The organism is Pseudoalteromonas sp. P1-8 (assembly GCF_001399985.1).
Lineage (GTDB): Bacteria > Pseudomonadota > Gammaproteobacteria > Enterobacterales > Alteromonadaceae > Pseudoalteromonas.
This window is the reverse complement of record NZ_LJSO01000001.1, coordinates 710,203-728,036: the sequence shown is the minus strand read 5'-3', so window position 1 is coordinate 728,036 and position 17,834 is coordinate 710,203. Positions and strand designations below refer to the sequence as shown.

General features: G+C 42.1%; 12 protein-coding genes. All 12 read left to right on the top strand.

Features of this window, described 5'->3' with window-relative positions:
- Positions 1-2: 2 nt before the first annotated feature.
- On the top strand, positions 3-725 hold the full coding sequence (icmH, locus tag AN213_RS03200) for a type IVB secretion system protein IcmH/DotU (protein ID WP_054554075.1): 723 nt from the start codon (positions 3-5) through the stop codon (positions 723-725).
- A gap of 8 nt (positions 726-733) precedes the next feature.
- Positions 734-4,450, top strand: a complete 3,717-nt coding sequence (gene tssM / locus AN213_RS03195; RefSeq protein ID WP_055197347.1) for a type VI secretion system membrane subunit TssM — start codon at positions 734-736, stop codon at positions 4,448-4,450.
- An 8-nt stretch (positions 4,451-4,458) separates the two neighbouring features.
- Positions 4,459-5,451: a type VI secretion system-associated protein TagF gene (tagF, locus tag AN213_RS03190; RefSeq protein WP_055197346.1), complete on the top strand. Its 993-nt coding sequence runs from the start codon at positions 4,459-4,461 to the stop codon at positions 5,449-5,451.
- Positions 5,448-7,013 (top strand): TssA family type VI secretion system protein, encoded by a 1,566-nt coding sequence (locus tag AN213_RS03185; RefSeq protein ID WP_055197344.1) that lies wholly within the window; start codon positions 5,448-5,450, stop codon positions 7,011-7,013. Before tagF ends, AN213_RS03185 begins: the two co-directional genes overlap by 4 nt.
- A 52-nt stretch (positions 7,014-7,065) precedes the next feature.
- Positions 7,066-7,587, top strand: coding sequence for a type VI secretion system contractile sheath small subunit (tssB, locus tag AN213_RS03180; RefSeq protein WP_054554071.1), 522 nt, complete (start codon positions 7,066-7,068; stop codon positions 7,585-7,587).
- 10 nt (positions 7,588-7,597) lie between these two features.
- The gene (gene tssC, locus AN213_RS03175; protein ID WP_054554070.1) at positions 7,598-9,124 is read left to right on the top strand and encodes a type VI secretion system contractile sheath large subunit; all 1,527 of its coding nucleotides are present in this window, start codon (positions 7,598-7,600) and stop codon (positions 9,122-9,124) included.
- 223 nt (positions 9,125-9,347) lie between these two features.
- On the top strand, positions 9,348-9,833 hold the full coding sequence (locus tag AN213_RS03170; RefSeq protein ID WP_054554067.1) for an Hcp family type VI secretion system effector: 486 nt from the start codon (positions 9,348-9,350) through the stop codon (positions 9,831-9,833).
- Positions 9,834-9,887: 54 nt separating this feature from the next.
- Positions 9,888-10,295 carry a type VI secretion system baseplate subunit TssE gene (tssE, locus tag AN213_RS03165; protein ID WP_055197342.1) on the top strand — a complete coding sequence of 136 codons (408 nt, stop codon included), beginning with the start codon at positions 9,888-9,890 and terminating at the stop codon, positions 10,293-10,295.
- 22 nt (positions 10,296-10,317) lie between these two features.
- Positions 10,318-12,036: a type VI secretion system baseplate subunit TssF gene (gene tssF / locus AN213_RS03160; RefSeq protein ID WP_055197340.1), complete on the top strand. Its 1,719-nt coding sequence runs from the start codon at positions 10,318-10,320 to the stop codon at positions 12,034-12,036.
- The gene (tssG, locus tag AN213_RS03155) at positions 12,033-13,013 is read left to right on the top strand and encodes a type VI secretion system baseplate subunit TssG (RefSeq protein ID WP_055197338.1); all 981 of its coding nucleotides are present in this window, start codon (positions 12,033-12,035) and stop codon (positions 13,011-13,013) included. Before tssF ends, tssG begins: the two co-directional genes overlap by 4 nt.
- Positions 13,014-13,040: 27 nt before the next feature.
- A complete protein-coding gene (tssH, locus tag AN213_RS03150; RefSeq protein ID WP_055197336.1) occupies positions 13,041-15,779 on the top strand; it encodes a type VI secretion system ATPase TssH in 2,739 nt (912 codons plus the stop codon).
- 21 nt (positions 15,780-15,800) lie between these two features.
- Positions 15,801-17,822 (top strand): type VI secretion system tip protein TssI/VgrG, encoded by a 2,022-nt coding sequence (locus AN213_RS03145; RefSeq protein WP_095209694.1) that lies wholly within the window; start codon positions 15,801-15,803, stop codon positions 17,820-17,822.
- The last annotated feature ends 12 nt before the right edge of the window (positions 17,823-17,834 follow it).

The following is a 17,834-nucleotide window of genomic DNA, read 5'->3' as shown; positions in this document are numbered from 1 at the left end:
CAATGCAAGAAGCAAAAAACGAACTTGATTTAATCGCCTGTATTGCGCCAGTGATAAACGCGCTTGCGCCTTTAAAGTTAAAGCAATCGACAGATCTTGAACTAAACGACTTTCGGGAGCAGTTACTTACGAGTTTTGATGAGTTTGAACGTAATTGTTATACCCAGCAAGTAACAACCAGCGTTATGCAGGAAGTTAAGTTTGCCCTGACTGCAATGTGTGATGAATTTGTAATGAGCTCTGGCGCGCATTTTCGAATGGATTGGATGTCGAGACCCTTACAGCTTGAGTTTTTTGGTAATAATCGAGCGGGTGAAGAGTTTTTTGAGCGATTAGCAAAACTTCGTACCGGTGGTGAGCCAAAGTTTGCAGCATTAGAAGTGTATTACATTTGTTTGCAACTTGGCTTTGAGGGTATCTACAAAGTGAAAGGAATTGAGCAACTTAAAGCCTTAATTGTTGATGTACGTGCGCAAATAGAAGATGTACGTGGTACTCCACGAGGGCAACTATCTGATAATGGCGCGCCACTTGAAGGGTTTGCAATGAAGGTAGGCCGAAACATTCCTTATTGGGTAATTTTATCAATTTGCTTGGCATCGATTGTTTCGCTTTTTGCTGGTTTTCATTTTGTTATTAACAAGCAAGCAACTCAGAGCAGCCAACGTATAGATAATCAAGTAGAAGTACTTACGCAATTAAGTAAAACCAACGAGACTCGATAGGAAAAGTAATGCAAGGAAGAGTGAACAAAAGCGGCCTAGTGCACTTTTTACTGGGCTTAGTGTCATCAAGAGCAACAGGGCAGTTAATTGGCTTAATTGCTGTGCTCAGTATTATTTGGTTTGCTGGCCGAATCGTTGGTTTAGACACGACAGATAAAAAGCTTATCGCGATGGCTGCGGTAACAGCTGTTTTTATCGTTTTTATTTTTATCCGTTGGTTATGGACAAAGCGTTCGGGCGATAAGCTAGCCTCTGAACTTGCGAGCCATAATGCGGGTTCAAGTGCTGAACTTGATGAAATAAAAGAAAAGATGCAAGAAGCATTAAGCTCGTTAAAAGCTTCCCATCTTGGCGCAGGATACCGTGGTAATACAGCTTTGTATGCACTACCTTGGTATATGATCATTGGTCCTTCAGCCACCGGAAAGAGTACATTATTTGCTAACTCTGGCTTGCATTTTCCATATTCAAATTCAAATGAACTGCACATCCAAGGTTTTGGTGGCACGCGTAACTGTGACTGGTGGTTTTCAGATCAAGCAATTCTGATCGATACCGCAGGGCGTTACACAACAGAGCAATCTGAAAACAAAGAGTGGTTATCTTTTTTAAGCTTGCTCAAAAAATATCGTCCTAAACTGCCTATTAATGGTGTGATGGTCGCGATTAGTGTTGCAGATGTTTTAACCTCAGACAGTGAAGAAATTCGTCAACACGTAAAACTAGTTCGTGAGCGTATTGAAGAGCTTATTACTCAACTTGGGGTGATCTTCCCGGTTTATATAACCTTTACCAAAACAGACTTGATCAGCGGCTTTGAGCCATTTTTTAATGACTTAACAGAAAAAGAACGCGAGCAAGTGTTTGGTGCTTATTTGCTAGATATTAGTGAAGATCAACAAAATGATCCGGCTGAAATGTTTGAAGTGCGCATGGAGGAGTTATACCAACGCCTTTGTGAGCAACGTTTGAGCAAGGTTGCCCGCGAACGTAATGAACACCGTAAGCAGTTAATTTTAGATTTCCCGAATCAATTTAAATCAGCATCAACAAAGTTGACTGAGTTTGTAAACTTGTTATTTAAAGCCAACCCGTATCAAGAGGTTCCTTGGTTTGCTGGTGTATATTTTACCTCTGGCACGCAAGAGGGCACACCGATTGAACGTATTACGAATGGCGTAAGGGATCAATTTGGTGCTGTCGTTGTTGAGCAAAAACAAGAAAGCATTACGCAAAGCTACTTTATCAATCGTGTTTTTAATGATGTGATTTTCAAGTTGCAAGACCTAACTCGTGGTAACCGCAAAAAGCGCTTGGTTGGCCGCTGGTTAAAAGGTTTAACAGTGACTTCAGGTTTGGCAAGTATTGCCGCCGTGACAGCATTACTCATTACTTCTTATACCAGTAACCAGCTATTGTTGAATCAAGGTGAAGCCCGTGTAAAAGCGATTGTAGAAGCGAATGTAAATAAAGCAAAAGATGAGCAAAAACTTGCAGCTACGCTTGATTTATTTGAGCATTATCAATCGCTTAATAATTATGAAAAGCAGTTGCCATGGTATTTCATTTTTGGCATTTACGAGGGTGACGAAACTCTAACTAGTGTTTCGCAGGTTTTGTTTAATCAATTAAATCAGTTGATCACCCTTCCTGCAGAAAAACAAACGCTTGCGCAGCTGAAAGAGTTTGAAGCTATTTGGTCAGCAGATGATGCCGATGCTCGCGCAGCAAGTCGTCAGGCATATTACGATGCTTTGAAATTACATCTAATGTTAAGTGCTCACCCTGAACACAAAGACGATGAGTTTGCCAAGCAGCAGTTACTTAGTTTTATTAGCCAGCACTTTAACATTGAGATTGATGCTCAAGCTGATTCACCGATCACCTCACAATTAAACGATTTAGTTGATTTATATTTAGCGAACATAAGCACAGATCTAGAAAACCCAGGTGAAATTTTATTTTGGCAAAATAATGAAACGGCTGTATTAAATGCAAGGAATAGCCTGAACACACAACCTGAAGCTGAACCTCTATATCAACAAATTATTAGTAGCTTTGCTGAGCGTAAAAAAGCCATTCAACTAAAACAGTTTATGACTGCGAAAAATCGCGATGTACTGAAAAGCAACTTTAGTATTCCTTATGTGTATACCAATGCAGGTTGGCAAGAGTATGTTTATCCAGAAATTAAACGTATTTCTCGACTGGTATTCTCTGGTGATTGGGTAATGGGCACAAGTAATGAAAGCGGTCAAAATGCGGTTGATGAAGCGCAAGCTGATGCACTGGCAAAAGCAATGCGTAGTTATTACTTCAAAGACTATGGCAATACATGGTTCGCGTTTTTGAACAGTATAAAAGTGTCTACTTTTAGAGATTTAAATGATGCCAGTATTAATTTTGCACGCCTTTCGTCAACTGATGGGCCACTCATTGATCTGATGACGTTGGTGAATGACAACATCGTTGTTGCAGATAAACCATCTGCGGTTAGTGCAAACAACGACAAAATAGCGACCATTCTTTCTGGTGCAACAGATACGACGGCTAAAAAAGTGGCCAAAGGAAAGTTAGCAAAACAAGTTGCAGAGCGCCCTGATTTTTCTCAAGTTAGTACTGTTAGAGCCCCTGAACTTGAAACACGTTTTGCTGACTTGCGTCGCTTCTCGCAGCATGATGAAGATAAGCAGATGTCTGATTATATGAGTCAGTACATTAGTTCTTTGAGCAGCATTCACTCAGATATAAAAGCGATGGCTGCCAGCAATGAAGATGATGCGCAAGCAATGGTGTTTGTACAAGACTTATTGTCTGGAAATAGCCAAGATAATGCATTGCAATCATCTTGGATCATTATAGAAAGCCAAACTCGTGCGCTAGACCCAGAAACAAAAGACACGCTTGATGTGTTATTTAAAGCGCCATTGCAGTCAGGCATTGCAAGTATCATGGCAAAAGCACGTAGCCAGTTAAATGAAGAATGGGAAAACCAAGTTTATACCATGTATAGCAGCAGCATTGCTGGTAAGTACCCATTCAACTTAACTGGCCCTGATGCTGCTATTGCCGATGTTTCTGAGTTCTTAAATAGTGAAACCGGAGTGCTTTGGAACTTTATTAATAGCCAACTTAAACCATTCATGAAAGTACGCCGAGGTGTATGGGAAGAAAAGCAATGGAACGGTGTGGGGATTGGCTTTAATCAAGAGTTATTAGACGGTTTAACAAAAGCAAATAAAGTAACACGCTCTTTATTCTTGAACGGCTCAGACGCGGCTGGTTTTAACTTCCAAATGATGCCCGTACCACAAAAAGGCATTCGCGAAACGTATTTAGGGTTCTCTGAGCAAGGTTATCGCTATAGAAATGAACCGGAAGAGTGGCGTAATTTCTCATGGCCAGGAAGAGGCGCAGCAGAAAAAGCTATTTTGTATGGTTTAGATAACGCCGGACGAAGAGTCACTATTGAGCAAGATGGTCCATGGGCTTTATTAAAAGTACTTAACGAAGCAAATGTGAAATGGATTAAGGGTACAGAGTTTCTTGCTACCTGGGAATTAGTTGATAAATCAGAGCAAAGTTTAAAAGTACAGTTCTCATTAAAGTCTGGTCGCAATAGCGGTATTTTTTCAAAGTACATGTTGACCTCTTTTGCATTGCCTAATTCGTTATTTGCACCTAAGCCACAACTTGCGCAAGCAAGCAGAGCCTCGGTTCAATAGGGGCAGGTATGTTTAATTTGTTTACCAAGAAAAAGTCGCCAACGCTGGTTAAGCAGTTTACCTACGGGTACATGGGGAAAACTCCTGTTAGGCCTGATTTTGTAAAGTTAAATATATCTTCTCGGGAGTCTGTTGCATTAGACCATTGGTTGCAAGAAGGTTTCGCGCATATAAACCGAGGTGTTATTGGCGGTAAAACAACTGCATTAAATGGTGTTTCTTCGTTATTTTTTGTATCTGGTAACAGTGACGACAGTAGTTTGTTAGGTGTTTTACAGCCAAGCACTGATAGCAGTGGTCGTTTTTACCCGTTTAGTTCGTTTATTCATAGTGGACTTGAGACTTACAAACGTCACCCTGCTTTTCTATTTTTATATGCAAGTCATGTCATTGAGCACCTATTAGGGGTTAATCAGCGCATCGTTGAAGCACATTCAATTGATGCGATGGCTGAGCAAGCTAAATCGTATAGTAAAGTGGCCGATGCATTAAAGCAGCAGCCAAATCTAAATCAAGAGCTTGATAAATTGCGCAGTATTCCGATGAGTGTGGTTTGGCAGCATTTAGGGATCAACGACATTCATCACAGAGCGGTTTTAATTGAAGAGCTTTCAGCGGTATTAAAGTCGATTGCGAATAGAGGTTGCCTACGTACACAATTTGGTATTCGACTACCTATGCCACACTTTAGTCACGAAAGTGCCCTAGTTGCAGGTTTTTGGCTACATTTAATTGCTTCGATCGTTGCCGATCATAATTGGCAACCTTGGTTCTTTTACCAGCTAGGAAATGAAAGTTCGCAACCGAGCCTAACGGTGTTTTGCCGCCCTGTACCGGCATCTTATTTTGGTTCAGTGTGGCTTGCTGAGGATAAGTCAAAAGACATTATTGATTTAGTAAATCTCTCACTAGACAAAGTGCCGAGCGAATACAGCCTTAATTTTGCTGATATGGACAATGTGAGTGTTTACGATGCGCTCAGAAGGTGGTGCAAAGCATGAGTGTAGTTAATCCGCATACCCATAACAGCTGGGAGCTGTGGCTTGAAGAGCTTAGTAAGCCACTTTCGGGGCTTGCGTGTGGTGAAGATCTAAAATACGAAGAAACCTTTAAAGCACTTAAAGCTTCATCGTCAGGTGTGGGCGAAGTTGATTTTAAAGTCATGTTTATTCAAGCCACCGATCTTTTGCAAAACCAAAGTAAAGATTTACGTATAGTGAGCTACTTGTGCCTTGCGGCTACCAGTGAGTTTGGCGTGGTGGGTTTAACCCATTCTTTAAAACTGTTTAATCAACTATTAAGTCAGTTTAGTGAACAGGTTCATCCTTTAAAAGCACGTATGCGTTGTGCGGTTAACACGTGGTTTTTACAACAACAAGAACGCTTAAAAGGAATTGCCCAAGCTCAATCATCGAGCCCTGAGCAATGGGCTGAATTAGAGACTGTGTTAGCTGAATATAATCAGGTTTCAGTGCCTGTACTTGATGCTGAATCAGGGCCTTTATCAACTCTGAATGAGTGGGTTAAAGAGCAAGTAATTCGTAATCCTGTCGCTAAGCCAGAACCAGAAGTTAAATCAGAGCCTAAAGCACAAGAGACGACCGTGGTCAGCGAGCCAACGACTGAGCCGGTAGCGCAACAAGTTGTTCAGGCAAAACCAGTGACAACTGCACCTAAAGTGGCTGACATTGCTAGCGATAGTGCTTACCTAGCAGCAATTCGTGAGCTGCTTAATTTTGATAAAGAACAAAACAACATTGAACGGGTTTTAAAGCTCTCGCGTGCAGCACGTTGGTCTGGATTAGCGTTACCTGCCAATGAAAATGGCAAAACAAGACTGCCAGCACCGCGTGCGGCTGCCTTCGCCCCCATTGAAAACGCACTGGCAACTGAACAAGCAGAGCAAGCATTGTTACTTGCTGAGGGTTTGTTTATGGAAGGCGCTATGCAGTTTAATTTGAATCTGCAAATGCTTACTTTGTCAGCGTTGAAACAGCTAAATAAAGCAAAATTAGTACAGTGGTTAGAGCAACAGCTAGTCACTTTAGTCAGTCAATTTCCGTTATTAACCAATTTAAAATATGACGATGGTTCGGGGTTATGCAGCCCACAGAACAAAGAAGCGTTATTAGACATTGCCAATTCATATGCTTCGCAAAATGAAACAACTCAAGTGCAAGCAAATCCATTTGACGAGCATTACATAGCCTTAAGCGAGCAAGTTGCAAAAGGGCAGTTAAGTGCAGCCCTTAGCTTGGTTGCACAATTAAGTACGCCAACTGGATTCGACCAAGCTCAAAGTCAATTGCTTAAAGCTAAGTTGTTACTTAAAGCAGAGCATTATGAGCACGCATTGGCAATTTTAACCGAATTACTCGAGCAAATTGAAACTTATCAATTAGCGAAGTGGCAACAACAGTTTTGCATGGAAGTATGGCGTTTCGCCAAGCAATGTTATGCCAATTTGTCTCAGACAGAGAGTGATGACATGAGTTTAGCTGCTAAGCAAATTAGTCAGCGAATGATGGTTACAAACCCGGCTCAAGCAATAGCGTGGGTGTAACACGCCTAATTGGAATTTAGTCGTTAGACAAACAAACTGCAAAGGAAGAAACATGACAGATACATTTCAAAAAGAGATCCCACGAGCTCGGATCAACATATCGTTAGAGCTTGATACTGATGGGGCATCACAAAAAAGCGAATTGCCTTTAAAAATGCTGGTTATTGGTGACTATTCTAATGGTCAGAATAGCCAAGAACTTGCTGAGCGCGAACGCGTGACGATCAATAAAAATAACATTGAGCAAGTGCTGAAAGATATCGCGCCAAAAGCGAACTTTCAGGTGGCAAATAAGATTAAAGGCGACGGTGATATCAATGTTAATTTGCAGTTTGATTCATTTAAATCGTTCGATCCAGAGCAGGTTGCTGCACAGGTGCCTGAATTAAACAAAATGATGGCAATGCGTAATTTGTTACGTGACTTGAAGTCAAACCTTCTTGATAACTCATCACTTAGAAAAGAGTTGGAACGTGTTTTACAAAACCAACCAGAACTTGATGAGCTAAAAGCGAAGCTAGATGAAATAGCGCCGCTTGCTTCTGAAGATGAAAAACAACCTGTGACGGAATAAGGACGCCGCTATGTCAATGCAAGAACAATTAAATGTAGCTGCTCACACGGTAGAGCAAGCGCCATTATCAACTTATGAAAACCTATGTAGCATGGTTGATATTGCCCCTGTAGGCGATGAAATCAAACTAGATACATTTAGAGATGCAGGTAATCTAGCAGAAACACGTGCGAATGAGCGTCTTACCGCTGCTATTAATGTCTTTTTAGATATGGCAGGTATGAGTGGCGAAGAAGTAACACGCATCGATAAGCTGTTGCTTGATGATTATATTGCAAAAGTAGACACCATTATTTCGCAGCAATTAGATCAGATTTTACACCACCCTGATTTTCAAAAAGTAGAATCAGCGTGGCGTTCACTGCGTTATTTAATTAACCGCACGCCAAATAACGCGAATATCAAAATTGAAATGCTCGATGTTGATAAAGAAACTTTGCGTGATGATTTTGAAGAAGCGCCAGATACAACACAATCAGCGTTATATAAGCATGTTTACACATCAGATTATGATACCCCTGGTGGCGAACCTGTATCGACTATGGTGTCTAACTTTGAGTTTGATTGCTCAGCGCCAGACGTTTCACTACTCCAAGAAATCTCGCGCGTTTCGGCAGCGGCGCATTGTCCATTTATGGGCAGCGTAGGTCCTAAGTTTTTCTTAAAAGAGTCATTAGACGAAGTATCTAAAATTCAAGATATTGGCTCTTATATGGAGCGTGCTGAATTCTTACGCTGGAAAAACTTCCGCGAGTCAGAAGACTCTCGTTATATTGGTCTTGCTTTCCCGCGTTTCTTACTACGTTTACCGTATGGTGAAACAAACCCAATTCGTAACTTTAACTACCAAGAAGATGTGAACAGTCAGCATCACGAGCGCTACTTATGGGGTAATGCAACATTTGCATTTGCTGCCAACATTATTCGTAGCTTCCATGATAATGGCTGGTCGGTGAATATTCGCGGCCCGCAATCGGGTGGTAAAGTTGAAAATCTACCTTTGCATTCATTTGAAGCTGGTAAGGGCTCTGAAACTAAAATCCCTACAGAAGTGCTTATCTCAGAGACCAAAGAGCTTGAGTTTGCTAACCAAGGCTTTATTCCTCTTAGCTATTACAAAAACTCTGACTTTGCGTGTTTCTTCTCGGCAAATAGTGCCCAGAAGCCGCAAGTACTTGAAACAGCTGAAGCAACTGCAAACGCCCGTATTAACTCGCGTTTACCTTATATCTTCTTAGTATCGCGTATTGCTCACTACTTAAAAGTATTGCAGCGTGAAAATATTGGTTCGAGTAAACCTCGTCATGAGCTAGAGCAGCAGTTAAACGATTGGTTAGGTGCGTTAGTAACGAAGATGAATAACCCAGATGAGTCGTTAATTGCAACGCACCCGCTCAAAGACGCAAAAGTAACGGTATCTGAGATCCCAGGTAACCCAGGTTATTACCGCGTGAGCACTTACATTGTGCCGCACTTCCAAGTTGAAGGTATTGATGTTCGCCTTGCCCTTGTTGGGCAAATGCCTGGCGAAAAATGAACTGCCAAGCCGCCGATGAAACGGATTTAAGCAGGCTGTGTAAAGACGTCAATTTGGTGAGTAGCTGGTTGGTGTAAAAGAATGGCCCCAAGTTGGTTGCAGCCAACTTGGGACATGTTCCCCAGTGGCATGAAGCATCGGGCTTTTTGGGGGGCATAAACAAGGTTGTTTATGCCTATGCCATTAAACAGGAAACAATTCATTCTAAAAGGAGAATAATGAAATGGCAATTCCAGCGTATATGTGGTTAAAGGATGACCAAGGTAATGACATCAAAGGTTCTGTAACTGTTGCAGAGCGTGAAGGTTCAATTGAGATCCTACACTTTGATCATGAACTTCGCATTCCTACAGATAACGACACAGGCGAATTAACAGGTACTCGTAAGCACGAACCTTTTGTTATTACAAAAGCGGTTGATGCAGCAACACCATACCTGTACAAAGCGTGCTCAAACGGTCAAACACTTAAGCAACTTGAGCTTAAATGGTACCGTATTGATGACACAGGGACCGAGCGTGAATATTTCTGCCACAAGTTGGAAGATGTAAAAATCACCTCAATTCTACCAACAATGCATAACGTAAAAGACTTAGACAAGGAGCGTTACCCGCACCTTGAAACAGTTAGCCTACGTTATAAGCGCATTACGTGGACTTACCTTGATGGCAACATCGAGTTCTCTGACTCTTGGACTGAAGGTCGATAAGTCAGCAAAATTAAAGGATATGCGAAAGCATATCCTTTTCTTAGAGGTAAGTTTATGGCGTTATTCGATTTTTTAACTCAACCTGTCACACGAAATGGTCATCAAGGTTTTCAAACTGATGAGCAAAACAGTGTCTGCAAACATCTAAATGAATTACTTAATGCGCGTCGTGGCGTGTTAAAACATTTGGTCGATTATGGGTTGCCTGATGTCGAAGATATCTACGAGGGCCTTCCGTATTCACAGCACACCTTGGCGTTTGAAGTTAAAAAATTGATAGAAAAATACGAGCCACGAGTTCGCTATGCCAATGTCATTCCAATGGAAATTCGTGAAGAAAATTGCGTGATTAGGCTTGATATACAAGCATTTTTAACCTCAGGACAATGTATCAAACTTAACACCCGATTTGAGTCGGGTGGTAAAGCCGATGTGGCAGAGCATGCCAAGCAGTTTGATTAATTCAGCGTAAAAGGATAGTTCAATGCAACAGTATTTTGATGCACAAATGCGCTTATTAACCCAAGCCGGTAAACAGTTTGCTCAGCATTACCCTGAGCACGCAGGCATGTTAAATATCGATGCGCTAAAAGATCGTGACCCCCATATTGAACGACTACTAGAAGGTGTTGCCTATTTAACTGCGCATACGCAAAAGCGTTTAGATGAGTCTGTTCCTGAGGTATCAGAGCAAGTGCTGCGTCAGCTATGCCCTATATTATTGAGTTATTACCCATCAAGCACGGTTGTAAAGTTTAGCCCTAAGTTGGCAATGCAAAAATCACATCTTATTGAAAAAGGGCTGACGCTAAGCGCTGATAAGTCAGTGGTTGATAAAAAACATATCACCTTTACAACAACGCACGACCTACAAGTTAGTCCTCTTGATGTTGAGCATGTGCGTTATCAAGAGTCGCATTTAGGATCTGAGCTACGTATTGGCCTACGCTTTGTTTGCCAAGGTGAGCGCAAAAATTACGACCTTGCAAATTTACAGTTTTACTTACGTGGTGATACGCCTTTATGTAGTTCTTTGTTTAAGCTTTTAAAAACAGCAGAGCAGTTTACAGAGCTTGATTTTGGCCCCTCGCATTTTGAACATAATAAAAAGTTAAAAGTAAAAGGTTGTAGTGCTACTTATTTAGATATAGATGGCGCTTTATTACCGCATGCAGAACAAAGCCATCCGGGCTATGCGCTGCTGTTAGACTACTTTAACGCAAAAGACCGTTTTTACTTTATGCGCTTTGATGGTTTAAAAGATCTGACCTTACCTGAGCATATTGATCGATTTGAGCTGGTGTTTAGAGGCAGTAGTAAATTACCGCCGGGTCATCAATTAAGCCGCGATAATATTTTACTCAATTGCGTGCCAGCTATTAATTTGTTTGCACAACCTGCAGAGCCAATACGCATAGAGTCAAACCGCACTGATTACATGATCACCGCTGATCAAAACAGAACAGATCATATCTTCAGTTACACCGTTAATGAGGTTAAAGGACGCAACTCGTTAAGTGGCAAATCGTATGATTACACCCCCAGGTACCAGAGCGTGTTTGAAGACGAAAAGAAACTGTTTACCGTCTTAACGAAAGATGTGGGCGGTGCTGCGCCGTGCCACTATTTACAGCTGCCATTTAACCTTGAAGAAGAAAAAGAAACCTTATCGGTTGATTTAACCGTTTTTAATGCTGGTTGGCCAAGGCAGTTACTCCAAGAGGGCGATTTAAACATAGGCGGCCCAGATATGCCAAGCATTGCCAATGTAGAAAATGTAATTCGCCCGACTAACTATTTACCTTGCCCTGAACAACCAAAGCATTGGCAGTTGATAAGCTTATTAAATGTGAAATTTTCACAGATTACACAAGTCACCGAATTAAAACGCTTACTGGTATTATTTGATTGGTCACAAAAAGCTGAAAACCGATTACGTATTGATAGCATTCAAAAAATTACCGCAACACCGATTAGTCAAATTAAGCGTGGCATTTTTATTAAAGGTGTTGATGTACTGATTGATATTGATGAAAGCAAATTTGTTTGTGATGCCGACTTATACCACTTTTGCAATATGCTGCATCAGTTCTTTTTAATGTATGCGCCAATTAACGAGAGCGTGCAGACCCGAGTCAATGCGATTCCAAGTTATAAAACCCACTGCTGGGAAATTGAACCGGGCAAGAGTTATCAGTTATGAATATGCACGAGTCAATAAATCACCCTGTTTGGGCAAAGTTACCTGAACCAATAGAAAAGCTGATTGCAGCTCCTTGGCAGTTTAATTTGTTTAAGGCGATGAGCCTAATTGAAAAACATTGGGCAACACCTTCAGAACTTGAAAAAGGGATTAGCGAGCGAGTTATCTTTAAGCCTTATAAAGAACTTGGCTTTCCTGCCACTGATGTACGTAGCTGTGAATTAGATAACCATGGTCGTGGCCGATTAAGCTTATCGACATCATTTTTAGGCTTGTATGGTGTAGATGCACCTATGCCACATTATTTACTCGAACAGGCGGCAAGTGATCAAGAAAGTGGGGGCCGAGTCAGGCAGTTTTTAGACATGTTTAATCATGTGCTTTATTGCCAATTGTTTCAAGCATGGAAAAAGTCGCACATCAATGTTGAAGGCCGTGGTGCAGAGCAATTCGATCATTTAATCGAAGCCATCTTATCAACCAAAACTGAGCAAAAAGTTCAGTGTGGTATCGCCAGTTTAAAACAAACCAGCGCTGCGGGTTTAGCGCAATTACTTCGCCACTCACTAGAGGTTGAGCAACTGACTGTGGATGACACCCGAGCAAATTGGCAGCAAATCGACTCGCCAAGTTCATTTGGTCAAGATCAACAGATGGTGTTAGGCGAGTCAGCGGTTCTTGGTGAGCGCGTATTAGTTAGTGGTAGCGTACTGACCATAGTGATTGGTCCTGTGGATTCTGACACCGCGATCGCGCTTAATCCTCAGCACTCACAAGGCAAAAAAATGGCTGCCATGTTAAGCACTCATTTACCTAGTAATGTGCAATGGATTTGTCAAATTAAGGTGGCTAATCAAGCAGTAACAGAGCAAGCCTTAGGGCAAAACGATTTGCTACTCGGTCACAACTCTTATTTAGGCTGCGCTGAAGCAAATATCAGCGTGCACAGTTACACACATCAACAATATCAACATTAAAAGTAATCAGGATTTAAGGAAAACAACATGGATGCAAAAGGCATAAAGCAGCTTATCGACAAACTAAATGGCCATACTGCAACAGCACTTGAGTCAGCGGCAGGGTTTGCAAGCAGTCGTAGTCACTATGAAGTGTTACCTGAACATTTATTAATTAAGTTGATGGAAGAAGGTAGTAACGGCGATTTAGAGCATATTTTTCACTTTTTTAATATTAATCAAGACGCAGTGTGGCATGAGCTGCTCGACTTTTTAAACCGCCAACCTGCGGGTAACCAGAGTAAGCCTGTTTTTTCTCGTCGACTTTATGAGTGGCTTGAGCGAGCTTGGTTAAGTGCAAATGTACAGCACAAAAGTGACTGGATCACCGGCGCTGCGTTGATTGATGCCTTAACTGAGTTATTGCCATACAGCCCTGTACTGCAATTGCCTGCGTTACTTGAAAAAATTGACGCCCGTTTTATGGCTGAAAACCTCTATAAGCTTTGCCAAAACTCAAGTGAGCGATTAAATCCACAGGCAAAACAAAGTGCTCAGCATACTGCTGCTGAGCAGCAAAGTGGTCAAGGTGGTGCCCTTGATGAGTATTGTGAAGACCTTACCGAGAAAGCGAAACAAGGCAAAATTGATCCAGTGCTTGGGCGCAATGACGAAATTCGCATGATGGTTGATGTGCTTTGTCGTCGTCGTAAAAACAATCCAATTTTAGTGGGTGAGCCAGGGGTAGGTAAAACTGCGGTAGTAGAAGGATTTGCTCAGCGTATTGTTGATGGCCAGGTTCCTGATGATCTTAAAGGTGTACGATTACTGGTGTTAGATATGGGCCTATTGCAAGCCGGTGCAGGGGTTAAAGGTGAATTTGAACGCCGTTTAAAAACAGTGATCGATGAAGTAAAAAACTCAACCACCCCTATCATCATGTTTATTGATGAAGCCCACACATTAATTGGTGCTGGTGGCGATGCTGGTATGAGTGATGCGGCTAACTTGCTCAAGCCTGCGCTTGCCCGAGGTGAGTTACGCACAGTCGCTGCAACCACTTGGAGTGAATACAAAAAATACTTTGAGCGAGATGCTGCACTTGAGCGCCGTTTTCAACTTATTAAAGTTGATGAGCCAACTGAGCAAGCAGCTCAGCTAATGTTAGCGGGTTTGAAAGATAAGTATCAACAACATCACAACATTCAAATAACTGATGATGCTATAGAAGCTGCAGTGGTCTTGTCGTCACGTTATATCACGGGTCGTCAACTACCAGATAAAGCCATTGATGTGCTAGATACCGCTGCGGCAAGAGTTCGAATGTCGTTTGCGACCGATCCTGCAGCCATTGAAGCTGAGCGTGAGCACATTAATTACCTTGAAACACGTATCCAAAGCATTGCAGCAGAAAGCGAGCAAGGCTTGGCGGTTGATATGGACAAATTGCTGCACTTACAACAAGAACTAAATGCAGCGCAGAGCAACTTAGCAACATTGACGAGCGCGCGTGAGTCACAAATTTCGACATTAGGTCAAATCAATGAGTTTAAGCAAGCTAATTCGCAAAATGAATTAGATAGCTCTGTGTTACTTAACTTACGACAAACGCTCAAAGAGCAGAACACCCAAGATAATGGCCTTTACAGTGAAGTCGATGCCGATGCCGTCGCGCAAATCATTTCGCAGTGGACAGGCGTACCTGTTGGCGCGATGGTGAAAGACCAAATAACCAATTTGATTACCCTTGAAAAAGCCATAAGCCAAGAAGTGATCGGTCAGCAGTCAGGCATTGCGAAAATTGCCAAAACGTTGCGTGTAAGTAAGGCAGGTATAAGCAATGAGTATGGGCCGCTTGGCGTGTTTTTATTAGCTGGCCCTTCTGGGGTGGGTAAAACCGAAACAGCACGATGTTTAGCTAAGCAACTATTTGGTGGTGAAAAGTTTTTAACCACCATTAACATGAGCGAGTATCAAGAAGCGCATACAGTATCGCAGCTTAAGGGTTCGCCACCGGGGTACGTTGGCTATGGCGAAGGCGGGGTATTAACAGAAGCTGTAAGGCAGCGTCCGTACTCGGTGATTTTACTCGATGAAGTAGAAAAAGCGCATAAAGATGTACTAAACATGTTCTATCAAGTTTTTGAGCGTGGCAGTATGCGCGATGGCGAAGGTCGCGAAATCGATTTTAAAAATACCGTGATCATCATGACCTCAAACTTAGGATCTGCTGAGCTCATTGATGCTTGCACGCCACCTAATGTCATTGATTTAACTGAACCGACTGACGATGAACATGCCGACATTGAAAATCAAGACCAAATCAATGCAGCATTGAATAATGAACAAGCTCCTTTAAATGAAGACGGCAGCCCATGGCAAGTTCCTTCAATTACAGCTCTAACAGAGCTAATTAAGCCGCAGTTACTGCAATTTTTTGCCCCAGCACTGTTAGCGCGTATGCAAGTTATTCCTTATTTAGCGCTCGATAAAGAGGCACTGCAATCTATTGTCAGTTTGAAACTAGACGGTATTGCCAAGCGGTTAGCGAATAATCACAAAATGCAGCTACGTGTTGATGAAACCGTACTTAACAAACTGACCGAACAGTGCCAGTTATCAGACAGTGGTGCGCGCATGGTAAATGCAGTGATAGAGCAGCAAATATTGCCAGGCATTGCGAAATCAATTTTAGAGTTTATGGCAGAGGATGACATGCCAGATATTCTCACTCTAGCTGTTGATGAGAATGATGAAATTACCGCAACCTTTGCGGACCAAGCATAAAGGATTTGAACAATGGGATTCATGGATAGCCTTAATGAACTAAAAGCCAACACCAGTCATTTTAGTGTCAGCGTGCAAGGGTTACCGGATGGCATGGTTTCGGTGACCGATTTTGAATCAAGCAATGACAGCCTATGTGAAGACTTTGCTTTTTCTATTCAAGTGTTAAGTCAAGAGCACCTCAGTTCCGAGATGCTGTTAGGTAAAGATGCCAAGCTCAATTTAGTGTGGTCAATGAGCGACCGCACGATTTCTGGGATCATCAGTGCTTTTACTGCACATGGGCAAAGCCATCAGGGTTATCACTATACGCTGACCATGAGTTCTTATTTAACTTTGTTAAAGCATCAACACTCTAACCGTGTTTTCACCATGATGGATCCAGCTGCCATAGTAAAAAGCGTATTTACTAAAGCTGGCTTTCCAATGCAAAAGTTTAGTATTCAAGCATCGGGACCAACCCTTGAAATGACGGTTCAATACAACGAAACAGACTATGAGTTTGTCACGCGTTTGATGCGTAAGTATGGCTTTGTATATGGTTTTGTAGAGCAAACAGAAGGTGATTGCTCCTTCAAAGTCTGTAATAGCAGTAAAGACTTTTCGTCCTTATGTGATGATGTAAGCCTGAGCTATGTGCCGCCATCAGGGCAAGTTCGAAATAGCGAAACCATTTTTGCAATAAGCCGTAAAGCACAGCTGCATCCACAAAGTGTGTCGCTCAATGATTACAACTACAAAGCCCAAGGTAACTTAAATGTGTCGACCGCAAATAATACCAGTTACCCAGGGTTTGGTGATGATAGTCATTATGCAGATAACTTTCCTAACGCCAATATAGGTAATTCGCTGGCTAAAGTACGTCAACAAGCCTTTGATTGTCAGCGTGAACAATTAATTATTGATACTGATTGCCGTGCCTTAAGACCCGGTATGTTGTTGACAGTGTATGACCACCCTGATCATAAAGGGTTGTATTTAATTACGCGTGTTGATCACAAAGGCAGTCAATCTGCAGCAGTAGAGTATGGATCGCAAGTTAAAGGGTTAACCTATAAAAACCAAGCCTATTTATTGCCTGCATCCATTGAGTTTAGAGCTGAGCTGTCTCCTGCTCGTCGTGTATTTGCAACATTTAATGCCACCATTGAGCAAGAGGTTGACGACGATGGCAATTACTTAGTGCGCTTACCGTTTAACCAAGACGGTGAAGGCCAAGAAAGCCGCCCAACGCGCTTACTACAGCAGTATGGTGGCAGTGGTCATGGTATGCATTTTCCATTAACGACAGGCACCGAAGTGTTAGTAACCGGTGAAAATGGCGACCTAGATAGGCCGATTATTTTAGGCGCGCTTTATAATCAGAGCAGCCCGAACCCGGTTACCAGCCAAAATCCGACAGAGAATAAGCTTGTCACCCGTGCTGGGCATAGCTTGATCATGGATGACAAAAGCGGTGAAGAAAAAATTAGCCTTGCAAATAAAGAAAATAAAAACCAATTGTTGTTAGATGCAACCGAGAATGCCCATCAAGCAACACTTAAGTCAGTGGAAGGTGACGTCAAAATTTCAGCCAAAGAGAACCTTCAGTTTGTTGCTGAAAATGACGCCATTTTTACTGCTGCCAACGATTTTACTAATCGTGTAGAGAACACCCTACAAGTTCAAACACGTGAGGGTGATATTAAGGTAACGGCTGCGGCTGATTTAACATTAAAGTCTGATGCCGATACCCGTATCGAAGCGACTGATGGCAGTAGCGAACTGAAAGCAGCGCAAGAGCTTAACTTGCAAAGTGAGCAAGATTTTAGTGTCTACTCGGTCGATGGCAACCTTGAATTTCAAGCGCCAAATGGTGATTTGAACCTCTCAAGCGGGGCAAATATCACTATTAAAGGCGAAGGTAGAGGTTCGATCCAGCTCAGCCAAGGTGGTGCAAGTGTAGAGATTGATGCCGCGGGTAATTTAACTATCGATGCCACCAATATCACTCTATCGGCTAGAAACATTGCTATTAAAGGCAATGCAATAAGTAATAACTAATTTCAAGGATTG

Bases quoted from the DNA above. Each gene is read 5' to 3' on its own strand.
- icmH (WP_054554075.1), top strand. From the start codon at position 3: ATGCAAGAAGCAAAAAACGAACTTGATTTAATCGCCTGTATTGCGCCA.
- tssM (WP_055197347.1), top strand. From the start codon at position 734: ATGCAAGGAAGAGTGAACAAAAGCGGCCTAGTGCACTTTTTACTGGGC.
- tagF (WP_055197346.1), top strand. From the start codon at position 4,459: ATGTTTAATTTGTTTACCAAGAAAAAGTCGCCAACGCTGGTTAAGCAG.
- AN213_RS03185 (WP_055197344.1), top strand. From the start codon at position 5,448: ATGAGTGTAGTTAATCCGCATACCCATAACAGCTGGGAGCTGTGGCTT.
- tssB (WP_054554071.1), top strand. From the start codon at position 7,066: ATGACAGATACATTTCAAAAAGAGATCCCACGAGCTCGGATCAACATA.
- tssC (WP_054554070.1), top strand. From the start codon at position 7,598: ATGTCAATGCAAGAACAATTAAATGTAGCTGCTCACACGGTAGAGCAA.
- AN213_RS03170 (WP_054554067.1), top strand. From the start codon at position 9,348: ATGGCAATTCCAGCGTATATGTGGTTAAAGGATGACCAAGGTAATGAC.
- tssE (WP_055197342.1), top strand. From the start codon at position 9,888: ATGGCGTTATTCGATTTTTTAACTCAACCTGTCACACGAAATGGTCAT.
- tssF (WP_055197340.1), top strand. From the start codon at position 10,318: ATGCAACAGTATTTTGATGCACAAATGCGCTTATTAACCCAAGCCGGT.
- tssG (WP_055197338.1), top strand. From the start codon at position 12,033: ATGAATATGCACGAGTCAATAAATCACCCTGTTTGGGCAAAGTTACCT.
- tssH (WP_055197336.1), top strand. From the start codon at position 13,041: ATGGATGCAAAAGGCATAAAGCAGCTTATCGACAAACTAAATGGCCAT.
- AN213_RS03145 (WP_095209694.1), top strand. From the start codon at position 15,801: ATGGATAGCCTTAATGAACTAAAAGCCAACACCAGTCATTTTAGTGTC.